The organism is Actinoallomurus oryzae, assembly GCF_039541955.1.
GTDB lineage: Bacteria > Actinomycetota > Actinomycetes > Streptosporangiales > Streptosporangiaceae > Actinoallomurus > Actinoallomurus oryzae.
The window spans coordinates 144,427-169,071 of the sequence record NZ_BAABHF010000045.1; the positions used below are offsets into that span (position 1 = coordinate 144,427).

General features: G+C 71.9%; 21 protein-coding genes. 16 read left to right on the top strand and 5 right to left on the bottom strand.

Annotation, left to right across the window (positions count from 1 at the left end):
* Positions 1–72: 72 nt before the first annotated feature.
* The gene (locus tag ABEA10_RS35795) at positions 73–1,092 is read right to left on the bottom strand and encodes a LacI family DNA-binding transcriptional regulator (protein WP_345471624.1); all 1,020 of its coding nucleotides are present in this window, start codon (positions 1,090–1,092) and stop codon (positions 73–75) included.
* Between the two features lie 198 nt (positions 1,093–1,290).
* On the opposite strand from ABEA10_RS35795, the gene ABEA10_RS35800 reads away from it, so the two are divergent.
* Both ABEA10_RS35800 and ABEA10_RS35805 read left to right on the top strand, forming a co-directional pair.
* Positions 1,291–2,403: a TrbL/VirB6 family protein gene (locus tag ABEA10_RS35800; protein ID WP_345471626.1), complete on the top strand. Its 1,113-nt coding sequence runs from the start codon at positions 1,291–1,293 to the stop codon at positions 2,401–2,403.
* A complete protein-coding gene (locus ABEA10_RS35805) occupies positions 2,400–2,669 on the top strand; it encodes a hypothetical protein (protein WP_345471628.1) in 270 nt (89 codons plus the stop codon). Before ABEA10_RS35800 ends, ABEA10_RS35805 begins: the two co-directional genes overlap by 4 nt.
* 21 nt (positions 2,670–2,690) lie before the next feature.
* On the opposite strand, the gene ABEA10_RS35810 is transcribed toward ABEA10_RS35805, so the two are convergent.
* Together ABEA10_RS35810 and ABEA10_RS35815 are read right to left on the bottom strand one after the other, a co-directional pair.
* The gene (locus ABEA10_RS35810; protein ID WP_345471630.1) at positions 2,691–3,572 is read right to left on the bottom strand and encodes an oxidoreductase; all 882 of its coding nucleotides are present in this window, start codon (positions 3,570–3,572) and stop codon (positions 2,691–2,693) included.
* A gap of 20 nt (positions 3,573–3,592) precedes the next feature.
* Positions 3,593–5,056 carry an RNA polymerase sigma factor gene (locus ABEA10_RS35815; protein ID WP_345471632.1) on the bottom strand — a complete coding sequence of 488 codons (1,464 nt, stop codon included), beginning with the start codon at positions 5,054–5,056 and terminating at the stop codon, positions 3,593–3,595.
* Positions 5,057–5,335: 279 nt separating this feature from the next.
* On the opposite strand from ABEA10_RS35815, the gene ABEA10_RS35820 reads away from it, so the two are divergent.
* From ABEA10_RS35820 to ABEA10_RS35860, 9 genes are all read left to right on the top strand, one after another.
* On the top strand, positions 5,336–6,328 hold the full coding sequence (locus ABEA10_RS35820) for a LacI family DNA-binding transcriptional regulator (protein ID WP_425551007.1): 993 nt from the start codon (positions 5,336–5,338) through the stop codon (positions 6,326–6,328).
* Positions 6,329–6,340: 12 nt separating this feature from the next.
* Entirely contained in the window at positions 6,341–7,630 is a 1,290-nt protein-coding gene (locus ABEA10_RS35825; protein ID WP_345471634.1) for an ABC transporter substrate-binding protein, read from the top strand.
* Between the two features lie 15 nt (positions 7,631–7,645).
* Positions 7,646–8,593 carry a carbohydrate ABC transporter permease gene (locus ABEA10_RS35830; protein WP_345471636.1) on the top strand — a complete coding sequence of 316 codons (948 nt, stop codon included), beginning with the start codon at positions 7,646–7,648 and terminating at the stop codon, positions 8,591–8,593.
* A gap of 64 nt (positions 8,594–8,657) precedes the next feature.
* Entirely contained in the window at positions 8,658–9,500 is an 843-nt protein-coding gene (locus ABEA10_RS35835) for a carbohydrate ABC transporter permease (RefSeq protein ID WP_345471638.1), read from the top strand.
* Positions 9,501–9,509: 9 nt separating this feature from the next.
* A complete protein-coding gene (yicI, locus tag ABEA10_RS35840) occupies positions 9,510–11,828 on the top strand; it encodes an alpha-xylosidase (protein WP_345471640.1) in 2,319 nt (772 codons plus the stop codon).
* On the top strand, positions 11,825–13,168 hold the full coding sequence (locus ABEA10_RS35845) for a GH1 family beta-glucosidase (protein WP_345471642.1): 1,344 nt from the start codon (positions 11,825–11,827) through the stop codon (positions 13,166–13,168). Before yicI ends, ABEA10_RS35845 begins: the two co-directional genes overlap by 4 nt.
* 12 nt (positions 13,169–13,180) lie before the next feature.
* Positions 13,181–16,129, top strand: coding sequence for a glycoside hydrolase family 3 protein (locus ABEA10_RS35850; protein WP_345471644.1), 2,949 nt, complete (start codon positions 13,181–13,183; stop codon positions 16,127–16,129).
* A 7-nt stretch (positions 16,130–16,136) separates the two neighbouring features.
* Positions 16,137–17,123, top strand: coding sequence for a beta galactosidase jelly roll domain-containing protein (locus ABEA10_RS35855; protein ID WP_345471646.1), 987 nt, complete (start codon positions 16,137–16,139; stop codon positions 17,121–17,123).
* A 29-nt stretch (positions 17,124–17,152) separates the two neighbouring features.
* Positions 17,153–18,664, top strand: coding sequence for an alpha-L-fucosidase (locus ABEA10_RS35860; protein WP_345471648.1), 1,512 nt, complete (start codon positions 17,153–17,155; stop codon positions 18,662–18,664).
* A 3-nt stretch (positions 18,665–18,667) separates the two neighbouring features.
* On the opposite strand, the gene ABEA10_RS35865 is transcribed toward ABEA10_RS35860, so the two are convergent.
* On the bottom strand, positions 18,668–19,519 hold the full coding sequence (locus tag ABEA10_RS35865) for a PhzF family phenazine biosynthesis protein (protein ID WP_345471650.1): 852 nt from the start codon (positions 19,517–19,519) through the stop codon (positions 18,668–18,670).
* Positions 19,520–19,591: 72 nt separating this feature from the next.
* Here ABEA10_RS35865 and ABEA10_RS35870 point away from each other — a divergent pair, with 72 nt between their 5' ends.
* The 5 genes from ABEA10_RS35870 (at position 19,592) to ABEA10_RS35890 (ending at position 23,152) form a co-directional block, all read left to right on the top strand.
* Positions 19,592–20,485 carry a LysR family transcriptional regulator gene (locus tag ABEA10_RS35870; RefSeq protein WP_345471652.1) on the top strand — a complete coding sequence of 298 codons (894 nt, stop codon included), beginning with the start codon at positions 19,592–19,594 and terminating at the stop codon, positions 20,483–20,485.
* A 25-nt stretch (positions 20,486–20,510) separates the two neighbouring features.
* Positions 20,511–20,693: an SbtR family transcriptional regulator gene (locus ABEA10_RS35875; protein ID WP_345471654.1), complete on the top strand. Its 183-nt coding sequence runs from the start codon at positions 20,511–20,513 to the stop codon at positions 20,691–20,693.
* Positions 20,694–20,784: 91 nt separating this feature from the next.
* A complete protein-coding gene (locus ABEA10_RS35880; protein WP_345471655.1) occupies positions 20,785–21,423 on the top strand; it encodes a DedA family protein in 639 nt (212 codons plus the stop codon).
* Positions 21,420–22,523 (top strand): sensor histidine kinase, encoded by a 1,104-nt coding sequence (locus tag ABEA10_RS35885; RefSeq protein ID WP_345471656.1) that lies wholly within the window; start codon positions 21,420–21,422, stop codon positions 22,521–22,523. The genes ABEA10_RS35880 and ABEA10_RS35885 overlap by 4 nt, the downstream gene beginning before the upstream one ends.
* Positions 22,514–23,152 carry a response regulator transcription factor gene (locus tag ABEA10_RS35890; RefSeq protein WP_345471657.1) on the top strand — a complete coding sequence of 213 codons (639 nt, stop codon included), beginning with the start codon at positions 22,514–22,516 and terminating at the stop codon, positions 23,150–23,152. The genes ABEA10_RS35885 and ABEA10_RS35890 overlap by 10 nt, the downstream gene beginning before the upstream one ends.
* Here the strand turns inward: ABEA10_RS35890 and ABEA10_RS35895 are convergent.
* Positions 23,137–24,645 carry a sugar ABC transporter ATP-binding protein gene (locus ABEA10_RS35895; protein WP_345471659.1) on the bottom strand — a complete coding sequence of 503 codons (1,509 nt, stop codon included), beginning with the start codon at positions 24,643–24,645 and terminating at the stop codon, positions 23,137–23,139. The two genes, ABEA10_RS35890 and ABEA10_RS35895, sit on opposite strands and share 16 nt — an antisense overlap.

Sequence of the window (24,645 nt, forward strand, 5' to 3'; positions counted from 1 at the left end):
TCATTCGGGTTGCGCAGAATGTAACAGCGGTGAAGCCTGATTGAAATACTTGCGGAAAACTTGTGAAATGCGCTACTCCGCGTCGGCCGCCACCGGACCGGTCGAGCGGCGGACCACGAGCTCCGGGCGGAAGACGAGCTCAGTGTGGGGCGACCCGACGCCCTGGATCTCGTCGAGGAGGCTGCGGACGGCCACGAGCGCCATCTCCCGCACCGGCTGGCGGACCGTGGTCAGCGGCGGGTCGATGTAGCCCATCAGCGGCGAGTCGTCGAAGCCGACGACGGAGACGTCCTCGGGCACCCGCAGGCCCTGCTGGCGCACGGCGCGGATCGCGCCGATCGCCATCATGTCGCTGGCGCAGCAGATCGCCGTGCAGTGGCTGTCGAGCAACTGGCGGGCGGCGGCCTCGCCGCCCTCGATCGTGAAGATGGTGTTGGCGATCCAGCGGTCCACGTCGGTGACGCCGAGCCGGTCGGCCATCCCCTTGCGGTACCCCTCCGTCTTGCGGATCACCGGCACGAACCGCTCCTGCCCGACCGCGAGGCCGATCCGGCGGTGCCCCAGCTGCACCAGGTGCTCGACGGCGAGCTCCATCGACCCGGACTCGTCGCTGGAGACGAAGGTCGCGTCGACCTCGGGGGTGTAGCCGTTGATCAGCACGATCGGCAGGCCCCGGTCGGTGAGCCGCTTGTAGCGGCCGTGGTCGGCCTGGGAGTCGCCGTGCAGGCCGGACACGAAGATGATGCCCGAGACCCCGCGCTCCAGCAGCAGGTCGGTGTAGTCGTCCTCGTTGATGCCGCCGGGCGCCAGCGCGCACAGCACCGCCGTGTAGCCGTGCACGGCCAGGGTGTTCTCGATCACCTCGGCGAAGGCCGGGAAGATCGGGTTGGACAGGTCGGCGACGATGAGGCCGATCAGGCCGGCGCGCGGCTGCCGCAGGCGGGCCGGGCGCTCGTAGCCGAAGGAGTCGAGCGCCTCGACGACCGCCTGCCGGGTCGCGGGCGCGACTCCCGGCTTGCCGTTGAGGACCCGGCTGACCGTGGCCTCGCTCACTCCGGCTTGGGCGGCGATGTCCGCCAGGCGCGTGCTCACGACGTCGAATCTACCGCTGAACGGCGGTTCGGGATGGCAGACCGTTGCGGTAAGACCACCGGACTCTCCCGGGCTTCTTTCGCAAGTTTTCTGAAACTTTGATGAGGGGTCTTGACGCCGAGCCAGGCCTCTTCGGGGGGAGCGTTTCGCCGATCAGAGGCTCGGGTAGCGGGGTATTCGGGGGCGAGGGGGACCATCATGGTCGAGAGCGCACCGAAAAGACGGGAACCCGACCGCGGGCGAGAGCCCGAACTCGGACGAGAGCTCGCCGGCGAGCGCCGCGTGAAGAAGGGGACCTACCGCGACGGGCCGCCGCCGAAGCGGGCAGCGAGCGAGGGACCGGACGTCTATCTCGACGTCCCGATCCTCAAGGTCGACGAGATCCATCTGGACGTCGAGAACCTCGAGGCCCACGTGTCCCTCGACGCCGCCGTCCTTGACCTTCTCCGCCTCAACGTCGGCGCGGACGTGTCCCTCGGCAAGGTCAACCTGGAGATCACCGGGGTGGAGGCGCAGGCGATCCTCGAGGTCCGGTTGGACAACGTGGCCGACATCGTCGACCGCGTCCTCACCACGATCGATCGCAATCCCGAGATCCTCCAGAACATCGGCCGTGGCCTGGAGTCGGCCGTACGGGACGTCGGCGGCGGTGCCGGGCGGGCCGTCGGCGACCTGGGCACAGGCGTGGCCGGTGCCGTGGAGGACGTGGGCGCAGGCGCCGGCGGCGCACTGGAGGACGTGGGGAAGGGCGCCGGCGGCGCACTGGAGGACGTGGGCAAGGGCGTCGGTGGCACGGTGGAGGACGTGGGCAGGGGCGCCGGCGGCGCGCTGGGAGACGTGGGGAAAGGCGTCGGCGGCGCGGTGGAGGACGTGGGCGAAGGCGCCGGTGGCACGGTCGGCGAGGTCGGCCGAGGTACGGGCGGGGCCGTCCGGAACGCGGCCGGAGCCGCCGGCGAGGTCGGCCGAGGTACGGGCGGGGCCGTCCAGAACGCGGCCGGAGCCGCCGGCGAGACCGTCCGGTCCGTGGGCGAGAGCGCTCCGGCGGCCGAGGGCCTGGCGCGCGACGCGGGGGGCGGTACGCCGCGGCGGGAGCGGGAGGCCCGGCGGCGCCCCAGGGCCGGCCACCCGGCCGAGACCGAACCGGCGCCCCGCGTGGGCCCAGACGAGGGGGCGGAGACGACGGCACTCCACGGCGCTCTGCGGGAGACCGAGGAGTCGGTCCGCGAACTCGGCCGGGCGCTCCTGCAGGCGGCGTCCAAGCGCACCCGGACCCCGGCCCGTGGCCCGCGCCGAGGGGAGGATCGCCCGTGACCGGCGCCTACCCCCGGCGGAGCCTGCGGCGGTCGGCGGAGATCGTGTTCAGGGCGACCGTGCGGGCGGATGAGCTCCGCTTCCACGCGGTTCCCGACACCTCCGTGGAATTCACCGGGGACGCCGACTCCGACTCGACGTCCGGCAGCGTCCGTACGAACCTCCCGGACCAGGTGGCCGAGAAGGTGGTCTACCGCGATGTGCGGATCGACTACGCCATCGCGGCGAGGCTGAGACGCGGATCCGGCGACTCTCACCGGCAGTGAGCCGGCGCGTGCCGCCAGGAGTCAGCCGGGGCCATCGCTGGCGGCCGCGAGGAGTGGGACCACCAAATCGCTGATCGGCGTCGGGATGCCGTGGGCCCGTCCGCGGCGCAGCACGACACCGTTGCGGGTGTCCCATTCGAGCGGCCGGCCGGCTTCGCGGTCGGCGAGGATGGAGCTGCCCAGATCGGCCGGGTAGGCCTGGAGGCCGTCCAGGATCTCCTGCGGCACCTCGTCGCCCAGTGCCGCGCCCTCGGCCCGGGCGACCTCCAGGCACTCCCGAAGGTAGGCCAGAGACAGCTCGGCGATATCGGCCCGGGTGAACACACCGGAGCGGCGGCCCGTGAGGACCATCAGTCCGGCGACCGCGTTCTGCAGCAGCTTGCGCCACGCCACAGACGTGAAGTCCGTGGCCAGGTCGACCGAGCACCGAGTGCCGCGCAGAGCGTCGACCACCACACGAGACGCCGGCGTGTCCGGCAGGGTGAGGCGCGCTTCGCCGCGCAACCACACCGAACCGTCGGGCTGCGCCTGGGCGGGGAACCACACGACCGAGGGGATGACCCGGGCGCCGGAGAGGTGAGACGCGACGATCGATTCCTGCTCGACGCCGTTCTGCAGAGCACAGACAACGGTGTCCGCGCCGCACAGTGCCGTCAACCATGGCGCCGCCGCCTCGACCTGCGTCGACTTGACGGCGAGGAGGACGAGGTCGACCGGTCCGTCAGCCTGTGCCGGGTCGGTCCGCACCGGCCCCGGCACGACGACGCGACCTTCTTCCGAATGCAGCTCGAGGTGTTCCCGCGCGGTGCGGCCACAGATCATCGGGGTACGGCCGGCCTCATGCAGTGCCGCCGTCACGGTCGTGCCGATGGCTCCCGGGCCCACGACTGCGATCATCGCCATCGTCCGAGGCTAGTACTCGGTCAGCAGCTCCAGTCGACCGAGGCGCTCGCGCCGCTGGAGAAGGAGACCGAGCCGCTGTGGTGGCCCCAGCACCAGTCGTTGCTGCGGTACGCCGTGACGCCGGCGGACTCTCCGGCGTTCAGGTAGCCGCTGCCGCTCGCGCTGACGCCGCCGCTCGTGCCGGTGACGCTCCAGCTCACCGGGCCGCCCGACGCGGTGACCCTGACCGTGCAGCTGTGGTGGCTGCGCATGGAGCATCCGGAGACCAACAGGGTGCCCGCCGCGGGCGGCGGGGGCTGGGCCGGCGGGTGCGGCGAGGACGAGGTCGGGTCCGGGGTGTCCCCCGGCGAGCTGTGCTTGGGTGTCGGCGTGGGGGTGGGCGTGCCGCTGGAGTCGGACGGCGTCGGGCTGGGTGAGGTGCTGCCCCGGCCGGACAGCGGAACACTGGAGTCGGAGGGGGACGGGGCGCCGGACAGCAGGTCGCCGGAGCGCGACGGCATGGCCTGGTCGTTGCCGGCGTTCTGGCTGCCCGAACCGGACAGCGCGTAGAAGGTGCCGCCCGCCATCGCGGTGGCGAACGCGACTCCGGCCGCGACGGGCCACAGGCGCGAACCGGTCCGCGGCCGCTCGCGCGCGGCCCTGCGCCCGGTGCGCCCGGCGGCCGGCATGGCGGTCGTCGCCGCGGCCGCCTCGGCGGCCGCCGTGAGCGGGGAACGCGCGTCCGCGAACCAGGGGTCGTCGGCCGTGGCGGCGAGGAACTGCTCACGCAGGTCGTCGGGGACCGCCGCGACCGGCATGGCGTCCAGCAGCCGCGCGGAGGAGACCGCCAGGTCGTCGCGCGAGCCGCAGATCGGGCAGCCGTCGATGTGGCGGGAGAGGATGCCGCAGGTGCGCGCGTCGAGCGGCCGGTCCGCCGGGCCGGCGAGAGCCGAGACGCTCGGGCAGTCGGCGCGGCCGGTCGTCACGATGAGGACCGCGGCGAACGCGTCGTCCAGCTCCCGCCGGGCCCGGACGACGGTCGACGCGGCGTCGTCCGGCGACATGCCCAGGACGGGGGCCAGGTCGTCCGCGCGCAGGCCGTGCCGCAGGGCCAGGTCGAGCACCTCGCGCTGCCGGCCGCTCAGCACCAGCAGCGCGGCGTGCACGAGCCGCCGGGTCGCCTCGTCCGTCGTGCCGCCCGCCGCCTCGGTGGCGCGCCGGCGCTCGGCCGGCGCCTCGGGCCGGCGGCGCAGGCACACCTCACGCGTCACGGCATAGAGCCGGCCGCGGAACGACGCCGGGTCGCCACCGCCCTCGCGCACGATCAGCAGCGCGTCGAGCAGGGCCTGCGCGGCGGCCCGCTCGTCCCGCAGCAGGACGTGGCAGTAGTCGAACAGCCGCGCGGCGTACAGGTCGTACAGACGAGCCGGCGCGGCCCGGTCGGAGCCGAGCGACTCCGCGAGCCACCGGTCCTCGGCCCGTTCGATATTCGGCCAGCCGGCCACGTGTCCTCCCCCATGAAGTGGAGGCGATTATCGCCTCACACGCCCCATGCACCACCTCAGCCGACAATCCTCCCAATAAAACCGCATGACCGCATGTCGCTCGGCGGAAACCAGGGGCCCGCCGGCCCGCCGACGCGGGCCGTCTTTCTCAAGATCACCAAGGTAACGCCTCCGACCTGCGGTGGGAACGCTCCCACAAATCCGGCCGAGACTATTGCGTCCGGGATGTGACGGTTTTAACATTCGGCAGTCGAAGCGCTTCGACGGCGGGAGCGAGACATGGTGAAGATCTCTGACGTGGCCCGGCACGCCGGTGTCTCGCCGAGCACGGTGTCGTACGTTCTCAGCGGCAAGCGCTCCATCTCCGAGCAGACGCGCCGCCGGGTCCTCGACAGCGTGCGAACGCTCGGTTACCGCCCGCACGCCGGGGCGCGCGCCCTGGCGAGCAGCCGTTCCAACGTCATCGCCCTGGTCGTCCCCCTGCGCTCGGGGATCCACGTGCCCGTGGTGATGCAGATGGCGATCGCCGCCGTCACCACCGCCCGCACCCACGACCACGACGTGTTGCTGCTGACCCAGGACGAGGGCGTGGACGGGCTGGAACGCGTCGCGGGCACGGCCCTGGTCGACGCGATCATCGTGATGGACGTCGAGCTGCACGACGTACGGCTGCCGGTCCTGCGCTCACTCGGCCGGCCGTCGGTGCTCATCGGGTTCCCGGCCGACGCGACCGGGCTGACCTGCATCGACCTGGACTTCGAGGCGGCCGGCGCGGCGTGCGCGGAGCACCTGGCCGACCTCGGCCACCGGGAGATCGCGCTGGTCGGCGCGCCGCCCGCCGTGTACGAGCGCGGCACCGGCTTCGCCGAGCGCACCAAGACGGGCTTCCAGCGCGCCGCCGCCGAGCGCGGCGTCCGCGCGGTCGTCCGGCCCTGCGACCCTCAGGACGCCCGGTCGACGGCGACCGGGCTCCTCCGCGACCACCCGGACCTGACCGGGGTGGTCGTCCACAACGAGCCGGCCACGGAACCGCTGCTGACGGCGTTCCGCGCGGCCGGCCGCCGCATCCCCGACGACCTGTCCGTCATCGCCATCGCGCCCGACGACCTCGCCGAGCGTCTCGGCCTCACCTCGATCGCCATTCCCGCCGACGAGGTGGGCGCGCAGGCGGTCACCCTGCTCATGGCCAAGCTCGACGGGCAGGAGGTGCCGGCGTCGACGCTGCTCCCGCCGCGCCTCGTCGTCCGGTCGAGCACTCCGCCCCTCCCCTGAGGAGAACCCCCGATGTTGAAGACCGAAAAGACGCTCGCGGCGCTCGCCGCAGGCCTGCTGGCACTGTCGGCGTGCGGCGGCAACGGATCGAGCTCCTCGGCCAAGGAGCTCCGGCTCTGGCACTACGAGGCCCCGGACAGCGCCATGGGGGTGGCGTGGAGCCAGGCGATCAAGGAGTTCGAGCAGACCCATCCCGGCGTGAAGGTCAAGTTCGAGGAGAAGGACTTCGAGCAGATCCAGAAGACCGCGCCGATGGTGCTCAACTCCAAGGACGCGCCGGACATCCTGGAGTACAACAAGGGCAACGCGACCACCGGCCTGCTCGCCAAGCAGGGCCTGCTGACCGACATGTCCGCCGAGGTCGTCAAGCGCGGCTGGGACAAGCAGCTCAGCCCCAACGTCGCCGAGACCGCCAAGTACGACGCGAAGGGCGTCATGGGCGGCGACAAGTGGTACGGCGTGCCCAACTACGCCGAGTACCTGCAGGTCTTCTACAACAAGAAGCTCTTCGACAAGTACCACGTGAAGGTGCCGACCACGTTCGAGGAGCTCACCGCGGCGATGGACACCTTCGTCAAGAACGGTGTCACTCCCCTGGCCAACGGCGGCGCGGAGTACCCGGCGCAGCAATACCTGTACCAGCTCGCCCTGAGCAAGGCCGACCGCCCGTGGGTGGACCGCTTCGAGCGCTACACCGGCAAGGTCGACTTCCACGACCCGGCGTGGACGTACGCCGCGACGACCTTCGCCGACTGGGTGCGGAAGGGCTACATCGCCAAGAACACCGTGAGCACCAAGGCCGAGGCGGCCGGCACGGCGTTCATGTCCGGCAAGAACCCGATGTTCTTCTCCGGAAGCTGGTGGTACGGCCGCTTCGAGAAGGAGATCAAGAACTTCGACTGGGACACGTTCCTGTGGCCCGGCACCAGGATGACGCTCGGGTCGAGCGGCAACCTGTGGGTGGTGCCGAAGGGCTCGTCCAACAAGAAGCTGGCCTATGACTTCATCGCCATCACGATGAAGAAGGACATCCAGAACCTGCTGGCGAACAACGGCGGCGTCCCGGTCGACGCCGACCCGGCCGGTGTCACGGACCCGAAGAACAAGAAGCTGATCGAGAACTACCGCACGCTCGTGAACAACGACGGGCTCGGCTTCTACCCCGACTGGCCGGCGCCCGGCTACTACGACGTGCTCGTGGCCGGCACGCAGAAGCTCATGAACGGCACGTCCTCGCCCGCCCAGGTACTCGACTCGTTCGCCAAGCCGTACGACGAGAACCTGTCGAACGTCGGCCACTGAGCCGCCGAGTCACCGATGACACAGACGCTGAGCGCGCCGCCCGCCGAGGCGACGCGAAGGCCCGGCCCCCGGCGACGGCGCGAGCTCACCTACGCGGTCTACCTGATCCCCAGCGGAGCGCTGTTCGTCGCGGTCATCCTGGTGCCGCTGGTGATGAACATCGGCATCAGCCTGACCACGTGGGACGGCATCGGCAGCCCCCGCTGGACCGGTGTGGCCAACTACACGAAGCTGCTGTCCGACGGCGACTTCTGGGCCTCGTTCGGGCACAACGTCGCCCTGGTGATCGCCATGGCGATCATCCCGGCCGCGATCGGGCTCGTCCTGGCCGCCGCGCTGTTCGACGTGATCGGCCGCAGGTTCGGCCCGCGGACGGCCTCGGTGCTGCGGGCCTGCATCTACGTGCCGCAGGTGCTGCCGTTCGCGGTCGCCGGCATCGTGTGGGCCTGGATCCTGGCGCCGGAGGACGGCGCGCTCAACGAGACCCTGCGCGCGATCGGTCTCGGCTCGCTCCGCGAGGACTGGCTCGGGAACCCGAAGCTCGCGCTCTACACCGTCATGGGCGTCATGGTGTGGGTGCAGATCGGCTTCCCGTTGATCGTCTTCATGGCCGGCCTCCAGCGCGTCGACCCCTCGCTGTACGAGGCCGCCGAGATCGACGGGGCGTCGTGGTGGCGGCGGTTCTGGTACATCACGATCCCGCAGATCCGGCCCGAGCTGTACGTCGTGCTGCTGATCTGCACGGTCGCCGCGATCAAGAGCTTCGACAAGGTCTACATCCTCACGGGCGGCGGTCCGGGCAACGCGACACGGGTGCCCGCCTTCTACTCCTGGCAGAACTTCTTCGAGAAGACGCAGGTCGGGTACGGCGCGGCGATCGCGACCGTGCTGACGCTGATCACCGTCGTGCTGACCGTGGTGTTCCTGCGGCGGCAGGCCCGCGCGGAGGAGGCGAACGCGTGAACGAGCGGAGCGAGCGAACCGACAACACAGCGCTCGTGGTCTCTCCTCCGACGAAGGAGGGCTCTTGAACTCCGTCACGGTACGCAGAAGGACGCCGGGGTCGTACGCGGTGCTCGTCTCGCTCATCGTGCTCGCGGTGGTGATGCTCCTGCCGTTCGCCATCATCGCCCTCAACGCGGTCAAGTCGCCGGCGGAGTACTCCTCGCACGGGCCGCTCAGCCTGCCGAAGGGCCTGTACCTCCAGGGCCTGAAGGATTTCTGGGAACGCGTCGACTTCAGCCACAAGCTGGCCAACAGCGTGCTGATCAGCGGCTCGGTGGCCGTGCTCGCGGTGATCCTGTCGGTGCTGAACGCCTACGCGCTCGGCATCGGGCGGGTGCGGGGGCGGGTCTCCATCATGGTGATCTTCCTGCTGGCCAACACCATGCCGCAGGAGGTCCTCGTCTACCCGCTGTACTTCATCTCCAAGAAGGCCGGCCTGTACGACACCCGGCTCAGCGTGATCATCATCTTCACCGCGATCCAGACCGCGTTCGGGACGTACCTGCTGTCCTCGGTGCTGTCGGCTTTCCCGCGCGAGATCCTCGAGGCGGCCCGGATGGACGGCGCCGGCCGGCTGCGGATCCTGTGGCGGGTCGTCGTGCCGATCAGCCGGCCGACGCTCGGCGTGCTCTTCGTCTTCTTCTTCATCTGGACCTGGAACGAGTTCTTCCTCCCCCTGGTCTTCCTCATCTCCAACGAGAACCAGACCGTGCCGGTGGCACTCGGCGTCCTGCAGGGCCAGAAGATGATGGACGCCACGACGACCAGCGCTTCCGCGCTGCTCGGCATCCTCCCCGCGATCGTGTTCTTCCTGATCTTCCAGCGCACTCTCACCCGCGGCATCACCGTGGGCTCGGCGAAGTAAGGGGCCCGGTTGAAGTTCACCGACGGCTACTGGATGCTGCGCGACGGCGTTCAGGCCTCCTATCCGAACGGGGTCCTCGACGTCGAGACCGCGCCCGGCTCGTTCACCGTGCACGCGCCGGCGCAGCCGATCCGGCACCGGGGCGACCTGCTCAGGGGCCCGGCACTCACGTTGACCTACTCCTCCCCCATGCCGGACGTCATCTCCGTGACGATCACGCACTTCGCCGGTGAGGAGCCGCGCGGACCCCGGTTCACACTGCGCGAGGAGGACGCCGGGGCGGTGGTGTCGGTCGACGATGACGCCGCGGTGCTCACCTCCGGCGCGCTGTCCGTACGGGTCGCCCGCACCGGGCCGTGGCGCGTGGAGTTCTCCGCCGGTGGCCGCGTCCTCACCGGGAACGGCGCCAAGAGCACCGCGCTCATGGAGACGCCGGACGGGGACCACATCCGCGAGCAGCTCGACCTCGGTGTCGGCCACCACGTGTACGGGCTCGGCGAGCGGTTCGGCCCTCTCGTCAAGAACGGCCAGAGCGTCGACATCTGGAACGCCGACGGCGGCACGGCCAGCGAGCAGGCGTACAAGAACGTGCCGTTCCTCCTCACCGACGCCGGCTACGGCGTCTTCGTCGACCACCCGGGCCACGTGTCCTTCGAGGTGGCCTCCGAGAACGTCGCACGTACGCAGTTCAGCGTCGCGGGCCAGACGATGCGCTACCTGATCGTCCACGGCCCCGCGCCCAAGGACATCCTGCGCCGGTACACCGCGCTGACCGGGCGGCCCGCGCGGCTGCCGGACTGGTCGTTCGGGCTGTGGCTGTCCACGTCGTTCACCACCTCCTACGACGAGGAGACGGTGACGGGCTTCATCGACGGGATGGCCGAGCGGGACCTGCCGCTCTCGGTCTTCCACTTCGACACGTTCTGGATGCGCGAGTTCCACTGGTGCGACTTCGAGTGGGACCCGCGGACCTTCCCCGACCCGCGCGGCATGCTGGAGCGCCTACGGGCGCGGGGGCTGCGGATCTGCGTCTGGATCAACCCCTACATCGCGCAGCGCTCGAAGCTGTTCGCCGAGGGGAAGGCGCGCGGCTTCCTGCTGAAGCGGCCGAACGGCGACGTCTGGCAGTGGGACAAGTGGCAGCCCGGCCTGGCCGTGGTCGACTTCACCGACCCGGCGGCGCGCGAGTGGTACGCCGCGAAGCTGGAGGCGCTGCTCGACATGGGCGTCGACTGCTTCAAGAGCGACTTCGGCGAGCGCATCCCGACCGACGTCGTCTACCACGACGGCTCCGATCCGGAGCGGATGCACAACTACTACACCTATCTCTACAACGAGACGGTGTTCGAGCTGCTGCGCAAGCGCCGCGGCGAGGGTGAGGCCGTGCTGTTCGCCCGCTCGGCGACGGCCGGCTCGCAGGCGTTCCCGGTGCACTGGGGCGGCGACTGCGAGTCCACCTTCGAGGCGATGGCCGAGAACCTGCGCGGCGGCCTGTCGCTGGGCCTGTCCGGCTTCGGCTACTGGAGCCACGACATCGGCGGGTTCGAGGGGACGCCGGACCCGGCGCTGTTCAAGCGGTGGATCGCCTTCGGCCTGCTGTCCTCGCACAGCCGCCTGCACGGGAGCTCGTCGTACCGGGTGCCGTGGCTGTTCGACGAGGAGGCGGTCGACGTGCTGCGGGCGTTCACCCGGCTGAAGGCGCGGCTCATGCCGTACCTGCAGGGGGTCGCCCGCGAGGCGTACGGGCAGGGGCTGCCGATGATGCGGGCGATGGTGCTGGAGTTCCCCGGGGACCCGGCCGTGACCCACCTCGAACGCCAGTACATGCTCGGCGGCGACCTGCTCGTCGCGCCGGTCTTCTCCGCGGACGGCGAGGTCGACTACTACGTGCCCGAGGGCACCTGGACGCACGTGCTGACCGGCGAGCCGGTCGCGGGCGGGCGCTGGGTCCGCGAGCGGCACGGGTTCTCCTCCGTGCCGCTGCTGGCCCGGCCGGGCTCGGTGATCCCGTTCGGCTCGGTGGACGACCGGCCGGACTACGACCACGCCGACGGCGTCACCCTGCACGCGTACGCGCTGCCCGACGGCGCGCGGGTGACGACCGAGATCCCGGGCCCGGGCGGGGACACCGCGGCCACGTTCACGACCACCCGCGACGGCGACGTCGTCCGGGTCACCGCCGAGGGTGCGGACCGGTGGCGGCTGCTGCTGCCGGGCGTCCGGCCCGCCGCGGTCTCGGTGGAGGGCGGCACGACCGCCGAGCACGATCAGGGCCTGCTGGTCGAAGCCCGTGGAGACGCCATCACTGTGAGGGGAGTCGCTGGATGAGCTTCGTGTGGGGTGCGGCCACCGCCGCGTACCAGATCGAGGGGGCCGCCGACGAGGACGGCCGGGTGCCCTCGATCTGGGACACCTACAGCCGTACGCCGGGCCGGGTGCGCGACGGTGACACCGGCGACGTGGCCACCGACCACTACCACCGCTGGGCCGAGGACGTGGAGACGATGAGCGCGCTCGGCCTGGGCGCGTACCGGTTCTCCGTCGCGTGGCCGCGGATCCACGACCGGCGCGGGATCGACTTCTACTCCCGGCTCGTCGACGCGCTGCTGGAGCGCGGCATCGCGCCGGTCGCCACGCTGTACCACTGGGACCTGCCGCAGTCGCTGGAGGACGCCGGCGGCTGGCCGGAGCGTGACACGGCGTACCGGTTCGCCGAGTACGCCGAGCGGATCGGGGCCGCGCTCGGCGACCGGGTGCACACCTGGACGACGCTGAACGAACCGTGGTGCTCGGCCTTCCTCGGCTACGCCTCGGGCGTGCACGCCCCGGGCCGTACCGAGCCGGCGGCGGCGCTCGCCGCGGCTCACCACCTCAACCTCGCCCACGGCCTGGCCGCGCGGGTGCTGCCGGGCCGGGTGTCGGTCACCCTGAACCTGCACCACGTGCGCGGCGACGCCGAGGCCGCCCGCAAGGTGGACGCGGTGGCCAACCGAGTCTTCCTCGGGCCGATGCTCGACGGCGCCTACCCCGCCGACCTGCTGGAGAACACCGCTCACATCACCGACTGGTCCTTCGTACGCGACGGTGACGAGGCGACGATCGCGGCGCCGCTGGACGTGCTGGGCGTGAACTACTACACGCCGACGCTCGTACGGCCGTGGGAGGGCGGCGCGCCGCGCGCGACCGCCGACGGGCACGGCGACGGCACCGCGTCGCCGTGGGTGGGCTGCGAGGACGTGGAGTTCGTCCGGCAGCCCGGACCGTACACGGAGATGGGCTGGAGCATCGACCCGACCGGCCTGACCGAGCTGCTGCTGCGCCTGCACCGGGACCACCCATCGATGCCGGTGATGATCACCGAGAACGTCGCGGCGTTCGACGACCGCGTCGACGCCGACGGCCGGGTGCACGACCAGCGGCGGATCGACTACCTGCGGGACCACCTCGCGGCGGTCGGCCGGGCCATGGAGGCCGGCGCCGACGTGCGCGGCTACTTCGTCTGGTCGCTGCTGGACAACTTCGAGTGGGCCCACGGCTACTCCAAGCGCTTCGGCATCGTCCACGTCGACTACGCCACCCAGGAGCGCACCTGGAAGGACAGCGCGCACTGGTACCGCGACCACATCGCCACATTCTCTCGGGGGCCGTCGTCGAAGCCTTTCGACTAGGAGGTCGTCACCGTGTCCCTCAATTATGGACGCGCCCTGGCGGCGGCCCTGCTGGCCGTCGTCGGGGTGAGCAGTCCGGCTCACGCCAAGACCACGTATCCCTTCCAGAATCCCAAGCTGTCGCTCAGCACCCGTGTCGACGATCTGCTGGGGCGGCTCACCCTCGACGAGAAGGTGTCGCTGCTCCACCAGTACGAACCGGCCATTCCCCGCCTGGGGGTCAAGGCGTTCAAGACGGGCACCGAGGCGCTGCACGGGGTCGCCTGGTCCACCGACATCCACAACAACGGCGCCGTCGTCACCGCGCGGGGCACGGTCTTTCCGCAGGCCGTCGGCCTGGCCTCGACGTGGAACCCGGCACTGATCAAGCAGGTCGGCTCGGCGGTCGGCGACGAGGCCCGCGGATACAACACGCTCAACCCGGACGTGTGGGGCCTGCAACTGTGGGCGCCCGTGGTCAACCTGCTCCGCGACCCCCGCTGGGGCCGGAACGAGGAGGGGTACTCCGAGGACCCGTACCTGACCGGCGCGATCTCCACGGCGTACGGCTCCGGCATCGAGGGCCCCGACCCGGACCACCTCAGGGCCGCGCCGGTGCTCAAGCACTACCTGGCCAACAACAACGAGGCGAACCGGGACACCACCTCCTCGGACCTGCGGCCGCGGGTGGAGAACGAGTACGACCGGAAGGCGTTCTCCGCCGCGATCTCCGCCGACGCGGCCACCGGCGTCATGGCCTCCTACAACCTGGTCAACGGGCGGCCCAACACGGTCAACCCCGACCTGAACGACGTCGTACGGACGTGGACCCGGCGGGACCTGCTCAACGTCAGCGACGCCGGGGCCCCGAACAACCTCGTCGGGAGCGAGAAGTACTACCCCACCCTGGCCGAGGGTGACGCCGCGGCGCTCAAGGCGGGCCTGGACAGCTTCACCACGGACGACACCAACGCGGGCCCGACGACCACGGCCGTCAAGGAGGCGCTGTCCACCGGACTGCTGAAGGAGTCCGACGTGGACACCGCGGTGCGGCACATCCTGAGCATCCGGGTGCGGCTGGGCGACTTCGACCCGGACGGCGGCCCGTACGCCCGGATCGGCCCCGATGTGATCGACAGCCCGGCCCACCGGAAACTGGCCCGCCAGACCGCCGACCAGGCCACGGTGCTGCTGAAGAACTCCGGCCACGCCCTGCCGCTGAGCGCCCGGACCGGCACGAAGGTCGCGGTGGTCGGCCCGCTGGAGAACACCCTCTACACCGACTGGTACTCCGCCGCACTGCCGTACGAGGTCACCCCGCTCGACGGCATCAGGGAGCGGCTCGGTTCCGCCGGCACCGTCACCGACAGCGAGGGCACCGACCGGATCGCGCTCAAGGACGTCGCCACCGGCAAGTACGTCACCGCCGGGACCGGCCCGTCCGGGGCCGCGCTGAAGGAGAGCGCCACCAGCCCCGACACCACCACCCAGTTCGACGTCTTCGACTGGGGCCAGGGGAAGCTGACCCTGCGCAGCGTCGCGAACGGCAAGTACGCCGGCCGCTACAACGGGGGCGACACGATCGTCAACGACCAGGCGCAGCCGAACGGCTGGTACGTCCAGCAGATGTTCACCCTGGAGAAGCAGGACGACGGGAGCTACCTGCTGCGGTACGCCGGCTACGAGACGGACGAGTCCTGGTACGGCGACAAGAAGTACCTCAAGGCCGGGGACGACGGCACGCTCATCCTGGCCACCAAGGACGAGGCGTCGCACTTCGGCAGGGACGTCGTCCGTAGCGGCACCGACCAGGCCGTCAAGGCGGCCAAGGGCGCGGACGCCGCGGTCGTCGTGGTGGGCAGCATGCCGTTCATCAACGGCCGGGAGGCCCACGACCGCACCACGATGGCCCTCGCCGAGAGCCAGGAGAACCTGATCAAGGCGGTGCGCGCCGCCAACCCCCGCACGGTCGTCGTGGTGGAGAACAGCTACCCGACCACGCTGAACTGGGAGCAGGCCAACGTCCCGGGGATCCTGTGGACCACGCACGCCGGCGCGGAGACCGGGCACGCCGTCGCCGACACCCTCTTCGGCGACAGCGACCCGGCGGGGCGGCTCACCCAGACCTGGTACCGCTCCGACGGCGACCTGCCGGACCTGCTCGACTACGACATCATCAAGTCCGACCGCACGTACCAGTACTACAAGGGCACGCCGCTCTACCCGTTCGGCCACGGCCTGTCGTACACGTCGTTCCGCTACGGCGACCTGCGGGTGAGCTCGGCCGGTGGGCGGGTGACCGCCACCGTCAAGGTCACCAACACCGGGAAACGGGCCGGTGACGAGGTGGTCCAGCTCTACACCCACCAGCGGACCTCGCGCGACAAGGAGCCGGTCCGACAGCTGCGCGCCTTCCAGCGGGTGCACCTGGCCGCGGGCCGGAGCGCGACGGTACGGCTGACGTTCAAGACCGCCGACCTGGCGCACTGGGACGTCACGCGGGACAGGAACGTCGTCGAGACCTCGACGTACGACGTGCTCGTGGGCGCGTCGTCGGCCGACATCCGGCAGCGGGCCGCGCTGCGCGTGAACGGCGAGACCATCCCGGCCCGCGACCTGGCGAAGCCGACCCGCGCGGTCGACTTCGACGACTACCAGGGCGTCCGGCTCGTCGACGAGACGAAGGAGCGCGGTGACGCGGTCGGCGCGACCGGCGGCGACTGGCTGAGGTTCGCCGACGTGTCGCTCGGCGCCGGCGCGGCGACCTTCACCGGATCGACGGCGAGTGCCGGCGGCGGTTCCATCGAGGTCCACCTCGACTCGCCGACCGGTCCGCTCGCGGGCACCGCCACGGTGGCGGCCACCGGGGACGTCTACAGGTACGCGACCACGACCGCCGCGCTCCACGGCGCGAAGGGCCGCCACGACGTCTATCTGGTGTTCCGCGGCGACCTGCGACTCAGCACCTTCTCCCTGAGGTAGGCACGCCGTGAGAACCAGACTCCTCGCCCTCGTCGCGGCCGTCGCCGCCGCACTGGCGGTCGTGGCCCAGCCCGCCTCGGCGACACGCGCCGCCGTGTCGCCGGGCGCCACGGCCCGGCACCAGGTCACCTACGACCACTACGGCTACCACTACGGCGACGTCTGGTACCGGGGCCGGTTCACCGGCACCGGCGCGGAGACGAAGGTGTCGCTCAACGCGTTCACCGGCAAGCGCGGGTCGTACCTGGTCTGGCTGAACGGCCGGTACCTCGGCTCGGCCGCGGGCGGCGTCGAGGCCGACGCGGACGCGCCGGTCAACCCCGACCCCGGGCGCGGTGACCTCACCGTCCCCGCCGGGCTGGTCAAGGCCGGTCAGCCCGCCGAACTGTCCGTCCTGGTGGAGAACCAGGGCCACAACGACGACTGGATCGCCGACGACAACCGGTTCAAGCAGCCGCGCGGCCTGTACGCCGTCTCGATCGCGGGGTCCACCGCCCCGATCTCGTGGCGGATCCAGGGTGCGAAGGGCGGGGAGAACCTCGCCGACCGGACCCGCGGTCCGCTGAACAACGGCGGCCTGTACGGCGAGCGGAACGGCTGGTCGCTGCCCGGGTACCCCGACGGGTCCTGGACGGCGGGCGCCCCGGCCCACGTGTCGCCCGGCGTGACCTGGCGGCGCACGACGTTCCGGCTCGACCTGCCGAAGGGCCAGGACTTGCCGATCGCGCTGCGGTTCGGCGGGCCGGTCGGCACCGGCTACCGCGTGCAGATCTTCCTCAACGGCTGGAACCTCGGGCAGTACGGCGGCGACATCGGCCCGCAGACCGACTTCACCCTGCCCGCCGGCCTGCTGAAACAGCACGGCACCAACACTCTCGCCCTCGCGACCGTCGCCCGCACCGCCGCCACGACCGCGCCGGTGAGCCTCGTCACCCTGGACGACGAGCGTGGCGGCGTGCCCGTGTCCGACGTCCCCTCTCCCTCCTACCGCTGACTCTCATGCGCCCGAAGGAGATCCGCCCGGTGGAATCGCACGCATCGAGCCGCCGCACCTTCCTGGCCGCCGCCGCGACGGCGGCCGGAGCGGCCACGCTCCCCCTGTCCGCGACGAAGGCCGTCGCGGCCGCACACCACGGGAACCGCTACGCGCTGCAACGGCGCTTCGTGGACTGGCGGTTCGGCATGTTCCTGCACTTCAACATGGGGACCTTCCACGACGCCGAGTGGGTGGACCCGGACCAGGACCCGCGCTCGTTCGACCCGGCGAAGCTGGACTGCGGCCAGTGGGCCGACGCCGCGCGGGCCGCCGGGATGCGGTTCGCGGTGCTCACCGCCAAGCACCACGACGGCTTCTGCCTGTGGCCGTCGAAGTACACGACGTACTCGGTCGCGAGCAGCCCGGTCCGGCGGGACATCGTCGGTGAGTACGTGCACGCCTTCCGGTCCCGGGGCGTGACGCCGTGCCTGTACTTCTCGATCTGGGACCGGACCAACGGCGTCGGCCCGAAGGGGTTCGACGACCGGCCCCCGATCACCCGGGCGAACATCGAGTTCGTCAAGAACCAGCTCACCGAGCTGCTCACCGGCTACGGCCCGATCCCGTTGCTGATCTTCGACGGCTGGGCCTGGCACTGGGCCTTCGGCCAGCAGTCGATGCCGTTCGCCGAGATCCGCGAGCACGTCGCCGCCCTCCAGCCCGACTGCCTCGTCCTGGACCTGGGCGGCCTGACCGTGCCGTGGCACTCGGAGCTGCTCTTCTTCGAGGAGCCCAAGGGCGGCGTCTTCTGCCCGCCCGGCAACACCTACGCCGCCTCCCAGGGGCAGACCATCTCCCCGTCCGGCTGGTTCTGGCACCCCTCGACGCCGTCGAACCTGCTCACGCCGGAGCAGATCGTCGACGGGCACCTGAAGGTGCTCGAACCCCGGTACGCGACCCTCATCCTCAACTGCCCGCCGAACACCGACGGCCTGCTCGACGACGGCGTCGTCACGACGCTGCGGGAGGTCGGCCGCCGCTGGCGGCCGGACCGCACGCGCCCGCCGCTGCCCGCCCAGCCGGACGTGCCACGCCACCTGGTCACCGCCGCCTCCGCCACCGCGACCAGCGGTGACGCCGCCAAGGCGGTGGACGGGCACAGCGACTACGGCTGGGACGGCCAGGCGGACCAGACGCTCTGGACGTCGGACGCCGCCCTCCCCGCGGCGATCACCATCGACCTGGGCCGTACCTTCTCCGGCCTCGACACGCTCACCTACCTGCCCCGGCAGGACACCGAGACCGCCTACTCCTTCGACGCGTTCGTCACCACGGGGAACATCACGGCCTACCGGGTCTCGGTCAGCGTGGACGGGACGGCCTTCAGGCGGGTGGCCCGGGGATCCTGGGCCGCGGACCACACGCTGAAACGGGCCCGCTTCGGCCCCGCGACCGCCCGCTACGTACGGCTGGAGGCGCTGTCCACCGTCGGCGGCGGTGCCGCCATCGCCGGCGAGATCGACTGCGGCGGCACGGACCGCAGGCCCAGAGCCGTGTGACGCTCAGCCGGGGATGGGGGCCGCCGTGCCGCTCACCCTGATGCCACCGGTGGTCCCGGACGGCACCTCGACGAGCAGGCGGCTGGGCCGGCCCATGTCCTGTCCCTGGTGGATGGTGATCTCGGCGGGAGGTGTGATGAGTCCGAGGGCCCGCAGGTAGCCGCCGAAGGCCGCGGCGGCGGCGCCGGTGGCGGGGTCCTCGACGACCCCGCCCGGCGGGAACGGGTCGCGTGCGTGGAAGACGGTCTCGGTCTCCCGCCACACGAGGTGAACGGTCGTCCAGCCCCGGCGCGCCATGAGCGCGCCGAGCGACTCCTGGTCGTAGTCGAGGTCGGCCAGCCGCGCCCGGGATGACGCGGCGAGCACCAGGTGATCGTTGCCCGCGTTCGCGATGCGCGGCGGCAGCGCGGGATCGAGGTCCGCGGCGCTCCAGCGCAGGGCCGTCAGCGCGTCGGTGAGGTCGGCCTCGGCGACCTCACCGACGGCCGGGGCGACGCTCGTCAGCGTGGCGAGGATCCGGCCGTTCACCGGCCGCGTCTCCACCCCGACCTCCCCGGCGGAGGTGACGAGCCGGAGATCTCCGGTCCCCTCCCGCTCGGCCAGGGCGACGGCGGTGGCGATCGTCGCGTGCCCGCAGAAGGCCACCTCGGCCAGGGGGCTGAAGTACCGGATCCGAAGGCCGCCGGCGTCCCCGTCGTCCAGCAGGAAGGCGGTCTCGGAGAATCCGACCTCGGCGGCGATCTCCTGCATCCGCGCGGCGTCCATCCCCCGCGAGTCGAGGACGACGCCGGCCGGGTTACCGCCCTGGCCGTCCACGTCGAAGGCGGTGTACCGCATAACTCGCGTGTTGTTCATGCCCGGCAGTCTGCTCCGTACGATGGCATCGCGTCTAACGATGGTTACCAATGAAGGGCATTTGGATAGCCGATGGACACCCGCCTGCTGAACAGCTTTCTCACCGTCCTGCGCGCGGGCGGGATCACCGCCGCCGCGGCGGAGCTCGGATTCGTCCAGTCCACCGTCACGACGCACGTCCAGGCGTTGGAGCGGCTGGCGGGAACGCCGCTGCTCGACCGGCACCCGGGCGGTGTCTCGCCCACGCGCGCCGGTTCGCTGCTGGCCGAGCACGCCCAGCGGATCCTCGACCTCGAGGAACGGATGCTCACCGAGCTCACGACCGCCGCCGCCGAACCGACCGGCCCGGTACGGGTCTGTGCACCGGAGTCCGTGTGCGCCTACCGCCTGGCTCCCCTCCTGCCCGAGGTGAGGACGCGGTTCCCGGACGTGAGCCTGTCGCTGTTCCCCGCCGGCACGCGGACGGCGCTGACCGCGCTCGCCGACCGCCGCGCCGACCTGGCCCTGGTGCTCGAACCCTCCGTGAACCCGCCCGGCATCGACCTGGTGGATCTGGGAGTCCAACGGCTGTCCCTGGTCGCGGCGGCCACCACCGGCCTTCCCCGGCATCGTCCCATCACGCCGGCGGAGCTGTCCGCGGCCGACGTCCTCCTGCTGGAGCAGGGCTGTTCCTACAGTGACGAACTCGCCGCGCTGCTCGCCGCCACCGATCCCTCCGAGGCCCCGCCCCGCTTCGGTGGCATCGAGACGCTGAAACGGTGCGTCGCGGCCGGCCTCGGGGTGACCCTGCTGCCGACGGTCACGGTCGCCGACGAACTCGCCGACGGCCGGCTCGTCGAGCTGCGCCCGCCCACCGACCTGGCCCGGCAGCACCTGTGGCTGGCGGCGCCGTCGTCCCGCTGGAGATCCCCGGCCGTCCGAGCCGTCCACGCCGTTCTCCGCGAAACCGTCCCGCCGGCGCCCTAACGGGCCGGGCGACCTCGTCCGCACCGTGGAGGAGATGCTCGCCGGAGCGCGACGGGATGGCGCGATCCGCACCGACCTCGACCCCGGCGTCGCCACCACCCTGATCGGCGAGACCGCCTGCGCGATCGCGCGCTCGCGGCCCACGGAACAACTCACCGGCGCCTACATCACCGTCCTCATGGACGGCCTTCGCCCGCCCTCGCGGTAAGGCGGGACACGGGCGTACTGCGGTTTTCCGCACCCCAGGTCGACGGTCGGCCTCATGGTGCGCTGACCTGCCGATTTCTAGCGTTGACCGCATGATCGAAGCGAATGGTGGGGCGCCGGCCGGCGGGATCGCCGGCTGGGCCGCCCATCTCATGGAGTCCCTCGGCGCGCCCGGGGCGGGTCTGGCGAACGCGGTGGACACGGTGCTGCCCTTCGTACCGAGCGAGGTGATCCTGCCGCTCGCGGGCTTCACCGCCGGGCAGGGCGGGATGAGCCTGGCCGCGGCGATCGTGTGGGCCACGGCGGGCTCGGTGCTCGGCTCTCTCGTCGTGTACGCGGCGGGCGCGCTGCTCGGGCGGGAGCGCACCCGCGCGATCGCCGAGCGGATCCCGCTGGTGCGGGCGCACGAGATCGACCGGGCGGAGGCGTGGTTCGCCCGGTACGGGGCGCGTACGGTGTTCCTGGCCCGGATGGTTCCCGTCCTGCGCAGCCTCATCTCGATCCCGGCCGGGATCGAACGGATGCCGGTGGCGACGTTCACGGCCCTGACCGCGCTGGGGAGCCTCATCTGGAACTCCGTGTTCGTGCTGGCCGGATACTGGCTGGGTGACAACTGGCGGCTGGTGGAGGAGTACGGCGGGTTGGTGTCCAAGGCAGTGGTGATCGTCGCCGTGCTGGCCGTCGGCTGGTTCGTGGTGACCCGGCTGACGCGTTCCCACGCCCGGTCGTGACGCGTCTCGTCCTGCCGGGGCTCCGGCTCGTGCTCGGGGCGGCGCTGGGCGCGGTGACCGCCGTGACCGCCCTGGTGGCTCTGGTCGCGACGGTCCCGGTGATCGTGCTGGGCCGTACGCCGCCGCTCGGCGTCCTCGTACGGGCCGAGCGGTGGCGGCTCGCCGCGCTCCTCGGCGTCGGCGACCTCGGCGAGTACGACCTCCGGCGGGGCGTGGCGTACCTCGCGGCCCGCTGCCCGGTGGGACTGCTCGGCGGCGTCGTGATCTTCCTCGGCGGGTACGGCGCGGTGAGCGCGATCGGGGTGCTCGTCGCGTGGATCTCGGGTGGGCGGCCCGACGGCATGGCGCCGACCTGGCCGATCGTGCTCTACCTCACCGTCGCGGCCGCCGTGCTGCTCTTCCTCGACCTGGCCGGCCTGGTGGCGGTGGGCGCGCTCGAACGCGGGGCCGCCCGCCGGTTCCTCGGCCCGGACGAGCGGCAGCTGATGCGGCGCCGGATCGCCGAGCTGTCGGCCAGCCGGGCCGGCATCGTCGCGGCCGTCGACGCCGAACGCCGGCGGATCGAGCGCGACCTGCACGACGGCCTCCAGCAGCGCCTCGTCGCCCTGGGCATGCTGATCGGCCGGGCGCGGCGCAACGGGTCGCAGGACCTGCTCGGACAGGCGCACGACGAGTCGCGGCGGGCGCTGGAGGAACTGCGCGACATCGCCTGGCGCGTCTACCCGGCCGCGCTGGACGAACTGGGCCTGCACGACGCGCTCGCCACGGTGGCCGAGCGCAGCCCCGTACCGGTGCGGATCCACTACGACCTGCCCGAACGGCCGGTCCACGCGGTCGAGACCGCGGCCTACTTCACCGTGCGGGAGGCGGTCACCAACGCCGCCAAGCACGCGGGGGCGGCCCGCATCGACGTCTCGATCGCCGGACACGGCACGATGGTGGTCGTGCGGATCACCGACGACGGTACGGGCGGCGCCGACCCGGGAGGCGGCGGGCTGGCCGGGCTCGCCCGGCGCGTCGCGGCGCTCGACGGGCGTTTCACCGTGTCCAGCCCGGCCGGCGGGCCGACCGTGATCGAGGCGGAGCTGCCGTGCGGCTGATCCTGGCCGAAGACTCCACACTGCTGCGCGAGGGGCTGACGCGGCTGCTCGCCGAGGAGGGCCACGAGGTCGTGGCCGGGGTCGGCGACGCGGAGGCACTGCTCGCCGCGGTGGCCGCCGACCCGCCGGACGTGGTGGTGGCCGACGTGCGCATGCCGCCCACCCACACCGACGAGGGCCTGCGCGCGGCGCTGGAGATCCGGCGCCGCCACCCGGGCGTCGGCGTGCTGATGTTGTCGCAGTACGTGGAGAAGCGGTACGCCACCGAGCTGCTGACCTCCGACACCCAGAGGGTCGGGTACCTGCTCAAGGACCGGGTCGCCCACGTCGAGGAGTTCCTGGACGCGCTGGACCGGGTGGGCGCGGGCGGCGCGGCCTTCGACCCGGAGGTGGTCCGCCAGCTGCTCGCCCGCACGACCCATCCGCTGGCGACCCTCACCGCCCGCGAACGCGACGTGCTGTCCCACATGGCCGAGGGCCACACGAACGCCTCGATCGCCACGCGCCTGCACGTCTCGCTCAGCGCGGTGGAGAAGCACGTCAACGCCATCTTCGACAAACTGGACCTGCCCCGCGACGGCGGCTACAGCCGCCGCGTGCTCGCCGTCCTCCGCTACCTGGGCTCCTGAGCGGTACCGGGCTCCTCCCCCGGTGACGCGTTCATCGCCAGGCTCAGGTTCTGTTCGGTCAGTTCGGCGGCGATCTCCTCGGTGACGCGCCCTCGCCGGAAGACCAGGACGCGGTCGCAGAGGTCGACCAGCTCGGTCAGGTCGGTGGAGGCGAGCAGGACGACCTTGCCCTCGCCGGCGAGGCCGCGGACGATCTCGTGCATCTCGGCGCGGGCGCCGACGTCCACGCCGCGGGTCGGGTCGTCGAGCACGAACACCGCCGGGTCGGCGTCCAGCCACTTGGCCAGCACGACCTTCTGCTGGTTGCCGCCGGACAGCCGCGCCACCGTGGTGTGCGGGCCGCCGCGGATCCGCAGCCGCTCGATCAGGTCCGCGGCGCGCGCGACCATGCGACGGCGCGAGGGCAGCGGGCCGTCGCGGCCGAGTCCGAGCCGGCGTACGGCGGTGGCGTTCTCCCACAGCGGCTGGTCCAGCATGAGGCCGCGGCCCTTGCGGTCGCCGGAGACGTACGCGACGCCGGCGGCGACGGCCTGGCGCGGTGAGCGCGGCACCACGCCGCCCGGCAGCCGTACGGTCCCGGCGGTCTGCCGCGCCCGTCCGCAGACGGCGTCGAGCACGGCGAGGTGGCCTGCCCCCTGGAGCCCCGCGAGTCCGACGATCTCGCCTCCGGAGGCGGTCAGCGACACGTCGCGAAGGCGACCGGGCACGCTGACGCCGGTCAGGGTGACCGAGGCGGCTCCGTGCAGGGCGCGCTCGCGGCGCGCGGCGGCCGGCGGTGCGCTGCCGCCCAGCATCGCCGTCACCAGCGAGTCGACGCTCACCTTCCCGATCTCCTCGCCGGCCAGCACGGTACGGCCGTCGCGCAGCACGGTGACCCGCTGCGCGATCCGCATGACCTCGCCGAGGAAGTGGGAGATGTAGAGCACGGCCAGGCCGCGCCCGGCCAGCCGTTTCGTCGTCTCCGCGAGCCGGTCGGAGGCCGCGCGCGGGAGCGCCGACGTCGGCTCGTCCAGGATCAGCACCCGCGGGTCCTGGAGCAGCGCCCGGCAGATCTCCAGGAGCTGCCGGTCGGCCAGCGGCAGGGCCGCCACGCGGGCGTGCGGGTCGACTTCCAGGCCGAGCCCGGCCAGCACGGGCGCGGCGCGGCGCTCCATCGCCCGGGTGCTGACCAGCCCGAACCGGCCGGGGCCGCCGAGCGGGAACAGGTTCTCCAGGACGGTCAGGTCGGGATAGGTCATCAGCTCCTGCGACACGATCGCGATGCCCTGCTCGGCGGCCTGACGCGTGTTGGCGAAGGCGACGGGGGCGTCGTCGAGCTCGACGGTGCCGCCGTCGGGCCGTACGACCCCGGAGATGATCTTGACCAGGGTGGACTTGCCGGCTCCGTTCTCGCCGACCAGAGCGTGCACCTCGCCGCGTTCGACGGTGATGCCGGCGGCGTCGAGCGCGGCGACGCCGCCGTAGTGCTTGACCAGGCCGGAGGCCTTGAGCAT

What these genes read in the sequence shown, in the direction of transcription:
- ABEA10_RS35810 (WP_345471630.1), bottom strand. Translation starts at nt 3,572, where the DNA reads ATGGCGATGATCGCAGTCGTGGGCCCGGGAGCCATCGGCACGACCGTG.
- ABEA10_RS35845 (WP_345471642.1), top strand. Translation starts at nt 11,825, where the DNA reads ATGAGCTTCGTGTGGGGTGCGGCCACCGCCGCGTACCAGATCGAGGGG.
- ABEA10_RS35830 (WP_345471636.1), top strand. Translation starts at nt 7,646, where the DNA reads ATGACACAGACGCTGAGCGCGCCGCCCGCCGAGGCGACGCGAAGGCCC.
- ABEA10_RS35825 (WP_345471634.1), top strand. Translation starts at nt 6,341, where the DNA reads ATGTTGAAGACCGAAAAGACGCTCGCGGCGCTCGCCGCAGGCCTGCTG.
- ABEA10_RS35895 (WP_345471659.1), bottom strand. Translation starts at nt 24,645, where the DNA reads ATGCTCAAGGCCTCCGGCCTGGTCAAGCACTACGGCGGCGTCGCCGCG.
- ABEA10_RS35870 (WP_345471652.1), top strand. Translation starts at nt 19,592, where the DNA reads ATGGACACCCGCCTGCTGAACAGCTTTCTCACCGTCCTGCGCGCGGGC.
- ABEA10_RS35865 (WP_345471650.1), bottom strand. Translation starts at nt 19,519, where the DNA reads ATGAACAACACGCGAGTTATGCGGTACACCGCCTTCGACGTGGACGGC.
- ABEA10_RS35820 (WP_425551007.1), top strand. Translation starts at nt 5,336, where the DNA reads ATGGTGAAGATCTCTGACGTGGCCCGGCACGCCGGTGTCTCGCCGAGC.
- ABEA10_RS35800 (WP_345471626.1), top strand. Translation starts at nt 1,291, where the DNA reads ATGGTCGAGAGCGCACCGAAAAGACGGGAACCCGACCGCGGGCGAGAG.
- ABEA10_RS35880 (WP_345471655.1), top strand. Translation starts at nt 20,785, where the DNA reads ATGATCGAAGCGAATGGTGGGGCGCCGGCCGGCGGGATCGCCGGCTGG.